The following is a 14,929-nucleotide window of genomic DNA, read 5'->3' on the forward strand; positions in this document are numbered from 1 at the left end:
TATGAAAAATTTAATTATTCTGACTCTTTTTCAGGCTCTTTCAAGTGTCATTTCGAGCATTTTAATTTCAAAAATGTCTTTCATTGGGCGAATTGGTATTAGCACAATGCATCGTGAATACTTGATTTTCAAAACGTGGTGGAAAACAGCTCTGTTGTTTTTTGCCGTTCAATTTATATTAATCCTGACGATGCAATTTTCAAAAAAGATAAATCAAAAATTTAAATTTTTCGTTTGTATTTTACTCATTATCATAGGAATAATAGGAACATATCTTACATATCTTGATTTTACAACCACCAGCCATAAAATGATGAAATTCAGTTTCCATTCCGGTTTCTATTTATTCTGGTTAAGTTGGTTTGTAACTTGTTTGTATTTTCTATTTTTCAAAAAATATAAGAAAGAAGAAACTCCCCTTAATCCTTTAAAAAATCTGGAACAAGAATCCATTCAAGATTAAACATTTCAAAATATTATGAAGCGACCCGCCATAGAACTTGCACAAATGGTTATTCTTGCTTGCAAAGCAAAAAACATCAAACATATTGTAATATCACCCGGTTCGAGAAATGCTCCTTTAACCATCGGATTTTCAAACGATTCCTTTTTTACGTGCTACAGTGTTGTTGATGAACGTTGTGCTGCATTTTTTGCCTTAGGAATTGCACAACAGATAAAACATCCTGTGGCGATGGTCTGCACTTCCGGTTCGGCTTTGTTGAATTACTATCCTGCTGTAAGTGAGGCTTTTTACAGTGATATTCCTTTAGTTGTAATTTCTGCTGATCGCCCTTTGGACAAAATCGATATCGGAGATGGTCAAACTATCCGTCAGCAAAATATTTTTGCCAATCACAGTGCTTATAATGCAAATTTGTCAGACAGGAAATTTAGCAATAAAAGTAATGAATATGAGCTAAATAGAGCTTTAAATACTGCCATAGAACGTCAAGCTCCCGTACATATAAACGTTCCTTTTGAAGAACCTTTGTATTTAACTACAGAAGAATCTTTTTATTTTGAAAATCAGCCTATTGAAAAAAGAAAGCCTTACATAAATCCCAAACAAAAAGCGGATTTTATTAAAAATTGGAATCAATCATCAAAGAAAATGGTTTTAGTCGGAGTTTTATCTCCTAACAGTTTGGAAAATAAATACATAAATCTTTTAGCCAATGATCCTTCCGTTTTAGTTTTAACCGAAACAACTTCAAATCTTCATAACGAAAATTTCATTCCTTATATTGATAAGTTATTGACTTTCACAGAAAAAGATGAAACCCTAAAAGAAAAATTACGCCCTGAATTATTACTTACTTTTGGAGGTTTGGTTGTTTCAAAAAAAATAAAACAATTTTTGCGTAAATTTCAGCCTAAATTTCACTATCATATTGATTTACAAAAAGGATACGATTCATATTTTTGCTTGACAAACCATTTTCAAACAGATATAAATTTCTTTTTTAATAATTTAAGTCCTGAATTGCAAAAAAACAATACAAAATACAGAAGTAAATGGCTTAAAATCAATGAAGAAATTCATAAAAAACATTTGGAATATATTTCCGAAATTCCGTATTCTGACTTGAGAATATACGAACTAATTTTCAGTAAAATCCCTAAAAATCAATTAGTTCAACTGAGTAACAGCTCCACAGTTCGTTATGCACAACTTTTTAAATCAGACCCTTCTTGGAAAATTTTTTGTAACCGAGGAACAAGCGGAATTGACGGAAGCATATCCACCGCCATTGGTGCCGCAGTAGGAAGCAAATCCGCTACTTTACTGATTACCGGAGATTTAAGTTTCTTTTATGACAGCAATGGACTTTGGAATAAATATATTCCGAAAAGTTTCCGTATCATACTGATTAACAATCAAGGAGGAGGAATTTTCAGAATTTTACCGGGGGATAAATCCGACAAAAATTTTGAAACATATTTCGAAACGCCCCACCAACTTACTGCAGAGCATCTCTGCAAAATGTACGGATGGGGCTATTCTCAGACGAATGATTTAGAGTCTCTTGAAGCTGAATTAAAAAACTTTTTTGATGATTCTGAGCATCCTAAATTATTGGAAATCAACACACCTCGATTGAAAAACGATAAAGTTTTGTTAAACTACTTTCATTTCTTGAAAAATTGATTTAGTTTTACACTTTAATTATTAAAACAAAAGTCAATATGAGTAAAAGAGACGAACTTATTGAATTGTATGCCAAAGACTTAAAAGAGAAATGTGGAGTAACTCCCGATTTAGATTTCTTAAAAAAAGTAACAATTGGTTTAGGTCCTTCAATCTACAACGCTGATGCTTCAACAGTTGCGGGTTCAGACAAAACGGAATTAGACCGTGTAAAACAAAATTTTTTGATTAAAAAACTTGGCTTAAAAGACGGTCCGGAATTGGATAGTGCTATTGAATCTGTAATCGAAACTTACGGAAAATCAAACAAGAGTAAATATCGTGCAGTTATTTACTACTTATTGGCAAAACATTTCAAAAAAGAAGGAGTTTACGAAAAGTAAAACTTAAAAATTAGAAAAGAGCTATCAAAAAGATAGCTTTTTTTGATTTATAAATTCAATTTTATGAGTATAAAAACGAAAATCGAGCAACTCAGAACAGAACTCAATCAACATAACTACAATTATTATATTTTAGATAATCCAACTATTTCCGACTATGAATTTGACCTGAAATTACAGGAATTACAGGAATTAGAGAGAAATCACCCAGAATTTTATGATGAAAACTCTCCGACGGTTCGTGTGGGCGGAACAATCACCAAAAATTTTAAGACCATTGTACACGAATTTCGGATGTATTCGCTTGATAATTCATATTCTAAAGAAGATTTGGAAGATTGGGAAAAGCGAGTTATCAAAGCTATTGGAACTGACAAAATCGCTTTCACTTGTGAATTGAAGTACGATGGAGCATCGGTGAGCTTACATTACGAAAACGGAAAATTAGTACAGGCAACCACACGTGGAGATGGTTTTCAGGGTGATGAAATTACAGCTAACGTTCGCACTATCAGAAGTGTACCTTTGCAATTACAAGGCAATTATCCTGAAAAATTTCACATACGTGGAGAAATCATTTTACCCAAAAAAGGTTTCGAACAAATGAATAAAGAACGCGTGGAAGCGGGAGATGACCCATATATGAATCCTCGAAACACCGCCAGCGGAAGCCTTAAATTACAAGACACAGCAGAAGTAGCCAAACGTCCACTGGATTGCTTGCTTTATTCTCTAATCGGAAATACTGGGATATCAACACAATACGAAGGTTTACAAAAGGCACGCGAATGGGGATTTAAGGTTCCTAAAGAATCTAAATTATGCCATTCCACTCAAGAAGTAATGGATTTTGTTAATTATTGGGATGAGCATCGTCACGATTTACCTTATGAAATTGACGGAGTGGTAGTAAAAGTAAACGACATTCAACAACAAGAAGAATTAGGATATACCTCAAAATCACCGCGTTGGGCAATCGCCTACAAATTCAAAGCCGAACAAGTAGATACCATTTTAGAAAGCATTTCCTACCAAGTAGGACGCACAGGAGCCATCACTCCGGTTGCTAACCTCAAACCTGTTTTATTAGCCGGAACCATCGTGAAAAGAGCTTCGCTACATAACGCAGACCAAATCGCAAAGTTGGATGTTCGCGTTGGAGACTCGGTGTACGTAGAAAAAGGAGGCGAAATTATCCCAAAAATTGTGGGTGTAAACCTTGAAAAACGTCCTGAAAATTCTATCCCAACTATCTATATATCAAACTGTCCGGAATGCGGAACAGATTTAATTCGCAATGATGGCGAAGCACAACACTACTGCCCTAATTCTAATACTTGTCCTCCTCAAATTACCGGAAAAATACAACATTTCATCTCCCGAAAAGCGATGGATATTGAGGGCTTGGGCGGAGAGACAGTGGAATTGCTTTTCCGAGAAGGACTTATAAAGAATTATGCGGATTTGTATGAAATTACCGTTCCGCAATTATTGCCTTTGGAACGTATGGCTGAAAAAAGTGCAGAAAATATGGTAAAAGGTATTGAAAAATCAAAAGAAATCCCGTTTGAACGTGTACTTTTTGCTCTTGGAATACGTTATGTGGGAGAAACTGTAGCAAAAAAATTAGCACGCCATTATAAAAATATTGAAAATTTACAAAAAGCTACTTTAGAAGAACTTACAAAAGTTGATGAAATCGGAAATCGTATTGCAGAAAGCGTAATTTCCTTCTTCAATAACACTCAAAATCAATTACTTATAGAGCGATTAAAACATCACGGATTACAATTTTCTCTTTCCGAAGAAAATATGCAAAATCACACCGATAAACTCAAAGGCTTAACTATCGTTGTTTCAGGAGTTTTTCAAATTTTCTCACGTGATGAACTTAAAAACTTAATCGAACAAAACGGAGGGAAAGTTGGTTCATCTATCTCATCTAAAACCAGTTATGTAATTGTGGGAGATAATATGGGACCAAGTAAAAAAGAAAAAGCTGAGAAATTAGGCATCCCGATGATTAGTGAAACCGATTTTCAGCAAATGATTGAATTGTAATAATTGTTAAACCTCTCTATTTTACATCGACCTCTTTTTTTGAGGTCGATTTTTTTATAAAACATTAAAAATCAATATAGTAATTGTATTTCTTTTAATGCAAATTGCTTAATTTCTTCGTTTTCTATTTCAACTAGAAGCTCTCCTGAAGGAAGCACTCCTCGTATAATTCCTGAAAAATCTTTTCCTTCTTTCGGTCGGAAAGCAGAAATTTTATTCAACTGAAAAAGATATTTTTCATAAACTGGATAAACTTCGGCAAATTGCACCTGTTCCAAATTTATGAACTCTTTCCGTAAATTACGAATAATGGATTTCATAATCAACTCTATATCAAACTCTTTTTGAGTTATTTTTTGAAGAGATGACGCTTTTGGCAAGCCGGAAAAGTCTGTTTGATTCACATTCAGCCCTATGCCTATGACACTTTTTTCTATATTCGTACCTCTAATTACATTTTCGATTAAAATTCCGCCTATTTTATGTTTTTCTAACAAAATATCATTAGGCCATTTTATCTTTACACTCGGAATTTGCATTTCTTCGATAGTTTGTGCAACCACAATTGCCGTAAGCATATTCAACAGAAAATATCGTTCTAATTGAAATTTTTTATGTAAAAATAAAACACTGAATGTCAAATTCTTGTATGATTCTGTCAGCCACTTGGCTCCGTACTGCCCTACTCCATTGGTTTGATTTGGAGTCCAAACGGTTAAGAAATTTGGCAAATTTTCTTCCGAATTTGCTAACTTTTTCAGATAATTATTAGTAGAATCTACCGTATCAAGCTTAATAATATTCATATTTAATTACAAAATGCGGACAAAACTAACAAAAACTACGATTAACTTTTCAACATTTTCCAGAAAATATCCTCATCTGATTTACTCACAAATTCAGTTTCTATGGGGAGATAATGAATCTCAGGCAATTGATTTTGCAAGCGTACGAAATCTTTTTCAGTAGTCAATATTCGAGGTTCTTTCTTTAATTTTTCTATTTCTGAGGAAGAAAAATTATGGTGGTCAGGAAATTCCAAATGCCTGTAATTAGCCTGATTATCATCTAAAAACTGAATTAACGGAAGAGGATTTGCAATTCCTGTAACAAGTAGAAAAGGCTTTTTTAAAAAATCCTGTAAATCAATCACTTCTTTTTGCGAATATACTTTTTCAGAATAGGAAATAGTTGCAAAAACTACCTTTTGTTTTTCGTTTTTTTGTAATTTTTTTGTAATTTCTATGCGTTTTTTTTCTGAAATATTAGTCGGAGATTTAGTAACAACAATTACATCTGCTTTTTCAGCTCTTGAAACAACGTCTCTCAAATTTCCCGTTGGAAGAAGATAATCATCTGAATATAAACTATTATAGGAAGTTAATAATACGTTTTTTTGAGCTTTTATTCTCCTATGCTGAAAAGCATCATCAAGCAAAATAATTTCAGGAGCATTTTTTAGTTTCAATAATTCTCCAACACCTCTAACTCTATCAGAATCAACTACTAAAATAATTTCAGGAAACTTTTTCCAAAATTGAAATGGCTCATCTCCCAAATCAAAAACCGTTGAATTTTTATTCGCCAAAACAAAGCCTTTCGTTTTACGTTTGTATCCACGACTAACAACTCCCACTCTTTTTTGAGATTTGAGTTTGCGTATCAGATATTCCACCATTGGAGTTTTTCCTGTACCTCCAACACTCAAATTTCCCACACAAATAATTGGAACATTGAAAGTTACAGAATTGAATATTCCATAATCAAATGCCAAATGACGCAGACGAATTACCATTCCGTATAAAATGGAAACTGGAAAAAGCAAATAACGTAAAAATTGTATCATTTTCGTTTTTGTGCAAAAGTAAAATTATTTAGAACAATAAAAACCAAAAATTAATGATTTTTTCTCAATTAATTGATTACCTTTGCCCCGTAGAAAATTATATATGAATTCATTTAAACAATTGGGGCTTAATGAGCCTATTATCAAAGCCATAGATGATATGGGCTTTGAAAACCCTTCTGAAATACAACAAAAAGCAATCCCTTCACTACTTTCTGAAGACACTGATATGGTTGCTTTAGCACAAACAGGAACTGGAAAAACGGCAGCATTCGGCTTTCCTCTTTTACAAAAAATCAACGCTGACAACCGTGAAACACAAGGACTTATTCTTTCTCCCACTCGTGAACTATGTCTGCAAATTGCCTCAGAATTAAAACTTTACTCAAAGTACATTCCTAAAATAAATGTTGTTGCAATTTATGGTGGAGCAAGTATTGAAGAACAGGCTCGTAGTGTAAAAAAAGGAGCTCAAATCATAGTTGCTACTCCCGGACGTATGCAGGATATGATTCGCAGAAATTTCGTAAACATCTCAAATATAGAATTTTGCGTATTAGATGAAGCTGACGAAATGTTAAATATGGGCTTCTACGAAGATATTACGTCAATTTTATCTCATACTCCGGAAACGAAAAACACGTGGCTTTTTTCGGCTACAATGCCTAATGAAGTAGCAAAAATTGCTCGTCAGTTTATGCATAAACCCCTGGAAATCACAATAGGAACAAGAAATCAGGCTTCCAACAGCATACGCCACGAGTTCTATATGGTAAACGGACGGCACAGATACGAGGCTCTAAAACGATTGGCTGATGCAAATCCCGATATCTTTTCTGTAGTTTTTTGTAGAACAAAGAAAGACACTCAATCTGTTGCAGAAAAACTAATCGAAGACGGTTATAACGCAGCCGCATTACACGGTGATTTGAGTCAAAACCAACGTGATTTGGTAATGAAAGCCTTCCGTGCCAAGCAAATACAGATGTTAATCGCCACAGATGTTGCTGCACGAGGAATTGACGTTGATGATATTACTCACGTTATTCACTATCAACTTCCTGATGAAATAGAAACATATACTCACCGAAGCGGACGCACCGGAAGAGCCGGAAAATCAGGAGTTTCAATGGTTATTATCCCTAAGAGTGAAGTAAAAAAAATCAAAGCCATTGAGAAAATCATTCAGCAACCTTTTGAACTGAAAAAGTTACCAAGCGGAATCGAAATCTGTGAAATACAATTATATCATTTAGCTAATAATATCAAAAATGTTACTGTAAATCAGGCAATTGAGGATTATCTACCTGCTATAAATGACGTTCTACAAGGAGTTGACAGAGAGGAACTTATCAAAAAAATGGTAGCTGTGGAATTTAACCGATTCTTCAACTATTATAAAAATTCAAAGGATTTGAACAGTTCAGAAGGAAAAGATTCTAACTCAAATAATGACGAAGTTCGATTTTTTATAAATGTAGGTGAAAGAGATGGTTATGATTGGAAAACTTTGAAAGACTTCCTAAAAGCAACTCTTGATTTAGGTAAAGACGATATTTTCAAAGTAGATGTGAAAAATAGTTTCTCTTTTTTCAACACTGAAGCAGAAAATACTGATTTAGTGATGAATACATTCAATGATTTTCAAATGGATGGTCGCTTTATCAATGTCGAAATTTCTTCAAAACAAGAAGGAAAAGAGCGAAACAGAAAAGGTCAAAGAGAAAAAAACAGAGATTCAAAAAGCAAAAAACGCAATGGAAAATCTCGTTCTGCTGAAAAACAATCTCCAAAAGGAAAAAGAGAGCAAAAAACCTCACAAGCCTTTGAAAAAGCTTTCAATAAAAGGAAAAGACGAAAATAATCAGCTATAAATGATAAAACAAAGAGTGGAGAGAAATCTTCACTCTTTTTTAATACTCTACAAAATTTGTTAAATAAAAACAAAAAGTAAAGCCATTTCCTAATTTATTTCTTTTATTTTTATACCTTTATCCTTTGATTATGTGATGAAATCATAGAACCTTAAAGTTAAAAAACATTATATGAAAAAAATACTATTTATACTAACAATTGTATTTGCTCATCTTGCAACTGCTCAAGAAACTGAAGTTCAAGGAAATGTATTTAGTGTACATACGAATAAACCAATTCCTAATGTACACATTTTAAACCTCAATAAGGTTAGAGGGACAACCACTGATAACAATGGAAATTTCAGTATTCGTGCTGCGATAAATGACACCTTGTATTTTTCTTTTTTAGGACACAAATCAATGAAAGTGCAGGTAACCAATGATATGCTCAAGTTTTCGGGTACAAAAATTGGAATGACAGAACTTGCGTACGCTTTGGAAGAAGTAGTCATAACTCCTTATAAATTAACTGGTTTCTTAGATATTGACGCAAAAAACGTTCCTATAAACGAAAACAAACGTTATAGTATTTCAGGGTTAGAAATTGGTTACGAAAGTCGAGGAAGTTCAGGTGCTGTGGGGCGTGTAATTAGTTCCATATTCAATCCTGTTGATTTACTTTATCGAACATTCGGTTCAAAAGGAAGAGAAATGCGAAAACTCCAAAAAATGCGGGAAGACAATCAATTAAGCGACCTTCTTGCCACAAGATACGACCGAGAAACATTGTTGGAACTTCTGCAAATAGACCGAAATGAACTTGAAGAAATCATTCGTTCGTGTAATTATTCTAGCGATTTTATAATGTCAGCCAATGATTTACAAATACTTGAGGCAATCAGTAGTTGTTATGAAGAATATCGAGTATTAAATCGAAAAAAGAAATAATTCAAAAATTGTCTTCTTTCTTATTCAAAAAATTTTACAAAAACACAATTTTAGATGAAAACAGCAAAAAAAATCTTTAAAATCGGAGGTATCATTCTGATTATTATCATTTTAGCAATGATAGCAATTCCTTATCTTTTCAAAGATACGATTAAAGAAAAAGCAATCGCCTCCATAAACAAAAATATAAACGCAACAGCCTCTTTGGAAGATGTTTCCGTAAGTCTGTTCAAAAACTTTCCAAGAGCATCTGTTTCTCTTGCTAACTTTCAGATTATCAACAAAGAACCTTTTGCCGGAGATACATTGTTTTCAGCCAAAGAGATGAATTTAAAACTAAGTATAACAGATTTAATTTCAGGAAATTATAATATTCTTGGTTTTGATTTGAAAGATGCTTCTGTTTTAATACATTTTAACAAAGAAGGAAGAGGAAATTACGATATTGCCATTCCTTCTGAAACCGCAACAGACAAAAACAGTGAATCAAGTGCTTTTGACTTAAAAATACAATCCTATACCGTTGAAAATATGAAGTTTACCTTCAAAGATGATGATGGAAACATACTTTTAACTCTTGATAAAATCAATCATAAAGGAAAAGGAAATTTTTCCAATGAAATTTTAGATTTGAAAACAGAAAGCACAGCAAACCTCTCTTTTTCAATGGATAAAAGCAACTTTATGAATAAGATTCCCATTTCATTAGACGCTGTTTTAGGAATTGATTTAAACCAACAAAAATACACTTTTAAGGAAAATAAAGCTGTCATTAACCGATTAGATTTGGTGTTTGACGGATTTATTCAGCTATTAGAAAACGGACAACGATACGATTTAACTTTTAATACACCTTCCTCTTCCTTTCAAAACTTTTTGGCTTTAATTCCAGAAGAATATTCAAAAAGTATTGAAAATGTGAAAACTACGGGCAACTTTACGGTTAATGGAAAAGTAAAAGGAGATTTTAACAAAGAACGTATTCCGGCTTTCGGAATTGAAATGTTTTCACAAAACGCATCACTTAAATATCCTGATTTGCCCAAAACAATCCAAAATATTAATATCGATTTGAAGGTAAATAACGAAACAGGAATTTTGAATGACACCAAAATCGACCTGAACAAATTTACAATGACCATTGACCAAGACCATTTTTCTGCCAGAGCAAAAGTCAGTAACCTTATTGAAAATCCTTATGTAGATACTGATTTAAAAGGAGTTATAAACTTAGCTAATCTTTCTAAAGCATATCCTATCTCTTTGGATAAAAAATTATCAGGAATTTTAAAAATGGATGTTTCTGCTCAATTGGATATGAATTCTGTTGAAAGACAACAATATCAAAATATAAAAAGTCAAGGAAATGCTTCATTACAGCAATTTGTATATGACGGTGAAGAATTTGTAAAACCTTTTCATATCAATGAAGCTGGATTAAATTTCAGTCCTTCGCATATTGAACTGAGTAGCTTTTCGGCAAAAACGGGTGAATCAGACATCAATCTGAAAGGAAGATTTGACAATCTCTACGGATTTCTATTCAAAAAAGAGATTTTGAAAGGAAATTTTAATATGAAATCAGATAAATTGGCTGTAAATGACTTTTTACAACCTTCATCAGCTTCAAAAAGTACAGAATCTGAAGCTAAAACCATAGAAAACACTTCGAAAGAGACTGACAAAACTTCATTAAAAGTTCCTTCTTTCTTGGATTGTACTTTTTCTGCCAGTGCCAATACCGTGATTTACGATAATTTACATCTAAAAAATGTCGCCGGAAAATTAATTATCAAAGATGAAAAAGTTTCACTTGAAAATTTGAAAACAGATATTTTTGGAGGAGAAATTGCCATAAGCGGAAATGTTTCCACTAAAGAAAACGTCCCTACTTTTGATGTTAAACTATTAATGAACAAATTGAATGTACCCGAGGCTTTCACACATATTGATATGTTAAAGAAAATAGCTCCGATTGCCAGTGTTGTTCAAGGTTTTGTAAATACAAACATCTCTGTTAGTGGAGAATTAAATGACGATTTAACTCCAAATTTGAATACCATTTCAGGAGATTTGTTGGCTTCACTTATTAATTCCAGAATTAAAAGTGAAGAATCACCTTTGCTTTCTTCCTTAGATTCACATTTTTCAGGTTTAAATTTATCTAATCTAAACTTGAACGATTTGAAAGCGTCTTTACAGTTTGAAAATGGCAGAGTAAAATTCAAACCTTTCACTCTGAAATACAAGGATGTAGCGATTAATGTAGATGGCTCACACGGCTTCGACCAAACGATGAATTATCAACTAATATTTAATGTTCCGCCTCAAATGTTAGGAAATGAAGCTAATTCTCTACTATCAAAACTAACTCCTGAGAATCAGAAGAAAATCAGTAATATTCCTGTAATTGCCTCTGTTGAAGGAACTTTTAAATCTCCTAAGGTATCAACTGATATGAAACAAGCTGTCACAAACTTAGTCTCTCAAATAGCTGAAGGTCAGATTAATAATTTAAAGAACAAAGGAACTGATGCAATAAAAAGTTTAATTTCATCAAAAACAGACTCTACAACAGCAGGAAAAGCTGGCAAAATGGTTGATGGATTAATCAATAATAAAGATAGCGTCATTAATAAAACAAAAGAAGAAGTTAAAGAGAAAGCAAAAGAAGAGGTGAAAAAAGAAGCTAAAAAACAAATAAACAACTTTTTAAAAGGATTAGGAGGTTAATAACAAAGAATAAACAATAGATTTTTTCACATATAAAAAAGCTCGAAATTAATTCGAGCTTTTTTTATTATCAACAAATTAACTTTTATTTAATAGCCTTTATAGCTGTTTCAAATTCGGCTTGTGTAGCTTCCTTCAAGTCAGATTTCAAAAACTCTATTTGATGGTCTTTCGTAATTTTTGCACTTTTTATGGCATAAGCCCATTTTCCATTACTTTCAGAAGCGAAAATTACGTGAACGTCTAAACCAATTGGCAAATAGGAATCGTCATAAACTTTTTCGGTTTCATTATACCGAGCGGTGGAAAGTCCAGGCACGTCTTTGTACGAAATATAAACCATAGAATTTTTATAATTATACTCAACAGGTATCTTAACTGTTAATGTGGTTTTTTCACGAGGGTCGCTATAAAAATAATCACAATTTACCCAGCCAAATTTATTCACGACTGTGTAGTACACTTCGTCTTTAGCCCAAACTCCGAGGGGTGGAGGTCCTTCCATTATCTCTCCTGTTTCAGGGTTTCGATATTCTTCATTGACAACTTCTTCCCAAATCAGTTCTCCCTTATCATTGAAACTTCCATACCAAAGCCCCATTTCTGGTTTTACCCCTCCTGTTAAGCTTGTAGGCACTTCAATTGTATAATTACAATAGTTGTAAGCCTCTATTTCCTGATTATCCTGAGTTAATTTTAGAAAAAAGGCTCCTCCTGTAACCAAAAATCTGGCAACATTTTCATTGGTATCCCACCCCATCGTAGCAATACCAGTGGTAAGCAATGATGCTTTGTCAAATAGTTCAATGAAATCAAACTTTACTTTTCCTTTTACAGGAGCTCCTTTAAGGGACAAACAACCTTCCGGAATATTTACTTTTACACCTTTCTTAGATGTAAACTCAATACTTCCAGTTCCGTCAACCTCAAACTCCTTTGTTTGAGTCAGTTCACTCAAAGCTGCCTTTCTTAAATTCTGAAAACTTTCGGAATTAGGCATTGCAATAACGTCGCTTTCCTTTACGTCATCATTATCTTTACAACCTACCAAAAGCAATGCAAAGATAAATAGCATACTAAAATAATTTTTTTTCTTCATTTTTATTTGTTTTTTAAATGTTAATAAAAAAATATTAAGCAAAAATTATACCGAATTTAGTTAATAAATCATAATTATTTTAAATCAAAAACAAAAAAATTGCCTCTTTTTCTTCGAGGCAATCTTTTTTATTAAAAATATGACTTAATGAACTTAATTCCTAATTGAATTTACAACTTCGGAGCTCCTGCAAGCACTTGTGCATCAGCACCTTTTTCAAATCCTTTATCTTTGAAGTTTTGTAGGAAAGCCTCAGCCAATTCTTTTGATTTGGCAGCAAATTGTGCTTTATCGTCCCAAGTATTTTCCGGATTCAAAATAGCTTGGTCAGAAACCCCTTCGCAAGATTGTGGCACTTGGAATCCGAAGATAGGAAGTGCTTTGTACTCAACTTTGTCCAAAGCACCTGTAAGAGCTGCAGTAATCAAGGCACGAGTATCTTTCAAGCTGCAACGTTTCATTTTTCCGTTGTAACCTGTATTTACTAACCATACGTTTACGCCTGATTTTTCGATTTTTTCAGCCAACATTTTTCCGTACTCAGCTGGGTGAAGTGGCATAAATGCTGCTCCGAAACAAGCTGAGAACGTTTTTTGTGGTGTAGTAATTCCTACCTCTGTTCCTGCAACTTTTGAAGTATATCCTGAAACGAACTGATAAGCAGCTTGTTCTGGTGTCAATTTAGAGATTGGAGGCAACACTCCGTAAGCATCAAACGTTAGGAAGAAAATGTTTTTAGGATTTTTTCCAATTGAGCCTGGTTGAATATTGTCAATGTGATAAATTGGGTAAGAAACACGTGTGTTTTCAGTAATTGAAGTATCTGCAAAATCTACTTCTCCATTGTGCATTACTACGTTTTCAAGGATAGCTCCTTTTTTGATAGCACCAAAAATTTCTGGTTCTTTTTCAGGTGTTAAATCTACTACTTTTGCGTAGCAACCACCTTCAAAGTTAAATACGGTGTTCTCTGGTGTCCAACCGTGCTCATCATCTCCGATTAAGTGACGGTTAGGGTCTGCAGAAAGCGTTGTTTTACCAGTTCCTGAAAGTCCGAAGAAAATCGCTGTATCGCCATTTTTACCAACGTTAGCAGAACAGTGCATTGGCATTGTATTTTTGAATACAGGAAGCACGAAGTTAAGAGCAGAGAAAATACCTTTTTTCATTTCTCCTGGGTATCCTGTTCCACCGATAAGAGCGATTTTTCTGGTAAAGTTCAAAATTGCGAAGTTTGACTGACGAGTTCCGTCAACAGCCGGATCAGCCAAGAATCCCGGAGCGTTTACTACCAACCAATCTTCTTTAAATCCTGCTACTTCGCTCTCTTCCAAACGAAGGAACATATTGTAAACGAATTGTGCACTCCAAGGAAGTTCGGCAATAGTACGAACATTTGTACGGTAGTTAGGGTCGGCACAAACATATCCGTCGTGAACGAATAATTCTTTTCCTGAAAGGTACGCCATTACTTTATCATAAAGAGCGTCAAATTTTTCTGACTCAAACGGAATGTTCACTTTTCCCCACCATACGCGGTCTTTTGTGATATCGTCTTTTACGATGAAGCGGTCTTGTGGAGAACGCCCTGTGAATTTCCCTGTTTTGATTGACAAAGCACCTGAATTAGCCTCCTCTGCTACACCTTTTGCGATGGCTTCTTTGTGTAACTCATCGGCAGAAAGTTGATAGCGTACATTTGCATTTTTGATTCCGTAATTCTCAACTGAAATTGTTTTTGATTTACTCATAATTTTGATTTTATAATTATTTATATTGTTAATTCTAAGCAATGCCTTTTTTAATTTGGCGATGTAAAAGTAAAAAAAAAACTTGAAATAAAAAATCAAA

Annotated in this window: 11 protein-coding genes; 7 read left to right on the plus strand and 4 right to left on the minus strand. The window is 33.6% G+C overall.

What is annotated here, in order from left to right; all coding sequences use genetic code 11:
- Nucleotide 1: 1 nt before the first annotated feature.
- The 4 genes from GN105_RS00700 (at nucleotide 2) to ligA (ending at nucleotide 4,596) form a co-directional block, all read left to right on the plus strand.
- Nucleotides 2–463: a hypothetical protein gene (locus tag GN105_RS00700; protein WP_155283546.1), complete on the plus strand. Its 462-nt coding sequence runs from the start codon at nucleotides 2–4 to the stop codon at nucleotides 461–463.
- Between the two features lie 15 nt (nucleotides 464–478).
- Nucleotides 479–2,152 carry a 2-succinyl-5-enolpyruvyl-6-hydroxy-3-cyclohexene-1-carboxylic-acid synthase gene (menD, locus tag GN105_RS00705; RefSeq protein WP_155283547.1) on the plus strand — a complete coding sequence of 558 codons (1,674 nt, stop codon included), beginning with the start codon at nucleotides 479–481 and terminating at the stop codon, nucleotides 2,150–2,152.
- Between the two features lie 38 nt (nucleotides 2,153–2,190).
- A complete protein-coding gene (locus GN105_RS00710) occupies nucleotides 2,191–2,535 on the plus strand; it encodes a DUF2853 family protein (RefSeq protein ID WP_155283548.1) in 345 nt (114 codons plus the stop codon).
- A 69-nt stretch (nucleotides 2,536–2,604) separates the two neighbouring features.
- The gene (gene ligA, locus GN105_RS00715; RefSeq protein ID WP_155283585.1) at nucleotides 2,605–4,596 is read left to right on the plus strand and encodes an NAD-dependent DNA ligase LigA; all 1,992 of its coding nucleotides are present in this window, start codon (nucleotides 2,605–2,607) and stop codon (nucleotides 4,594–4,596) included.
- A gap of 71 nt (nucleotides 4,597–4,667) precedes the next feature.
- Here ligA and GN105_RS00720 read toward each other — a convergent pair whose 3' ends face one another.
- Nucleotides 4,668–5,402 carry a biotin--[acetyl-CoA-carboxylase] ligase gene (locus GN105_RS00720; protein ID WP_155283549.1) on the minus strand — a complete coding sequence of 245 codons (735 nt, stop codon included), beginning with the start codon at nucleotides 5,400–5,402 and terminating at the stop codon, nucleotides 4,668–4,670.
- A gap of 41 nt (nucleotides 5,403–5,443) precedes the next feature.
- Entirely contained in the window at nucleotides 5,444–6,442 is a 999-nt protein-coding gene (lpxK, locus tag GN105_RS00725) for a tetraacyldisaccharide 4'-kinase (protein WP_155283550.1), read from the minus strand.
- Nucleotides 6,443–6,545: 103 nt separating this feature from the next.
- Here lpxK and GN105_RS00730 point away from each other — a divergent pair, with 103 nt between their 5' ends.
- From GN105_RS00730 to GN105_RS00740, 3 genes are all read left to right on the plus strand, one after another.
- Nucleotides 6,546–8,306, plus strand: a complete 1,761-nt coding sequence (locus GN105_RS00730; protein WP_155283551.1) for a DEAD/DEAH box helicase — start codon at nucleotides 6,546–6,548, stop codon at nucleotides 8,304–8,306.
- Between the two features lie 181 nt (nucleotides 8,307–8,487).
- Nucleotides 8,488–9,246, plus strand: coding sequence for a carboxypeptidase-like regulatory domain-containing protein (locus GN105_RS00735; protein WP_155283552.1), 759 nt, complete (start codon nucleotides 8,488–8,490; stop codon nucleotides 9,244–9,246).
- A gap of 54 nt (nucleotides 9,247–9,300) precedes the next feature.
- Entirely contained in the window at nucleotides 9,301–11,979 is a 2,679-nt protein-coding gene (locus tag GN105_RS00740) for an AsmA-like C-terminal region-containing protein (protein ID WP_155283553.1), read from the plus strand.
- An 85-nt stretch (nucleotides 11,980–12,064) separates the two neighbouring features.
- On the opposite strand, the gene GN105_RS00745 is transcribed toward GN105_RS00740, so the two are convergent.
- Nucleotides 12,065–13,078 (minus strand): hypothetical protein, encoded by a 1,014-nt coding sequence (locus tag GN105_RS00745; protein ID WP_155283554.1) that lies wholly within the window; start codon nucleotides 13,076–13,078, stop codon nucleotides 12,065–12,067.
- 170 nt (nucleotides 13,079–13,248) lie between these two features.
- Entirely contained in the window at nucleotides 13,249–14,829 is a 1,581-nt protein-coding gene (pckA, locus tag GN105_RS00750; protein ID WP_155283555.1) for a phosphoenolpyruvate carboxykinase (ATP), read from the minus strand.
- Nucleotides 14,830–14,929 lie beyond the last annotated feature (100 nt).

The sequence above is a fragment of the Capnocytophaga felis genome (assembly GCF_009684755.1).
GTDB classification, from domain to species: domain Bacteria; phylum Bacteroidota; class Bacteroidia; order Flavobacteriales; family Flavobacteriaceae; genus Capnocytophaga; species Capnocytophaga felis.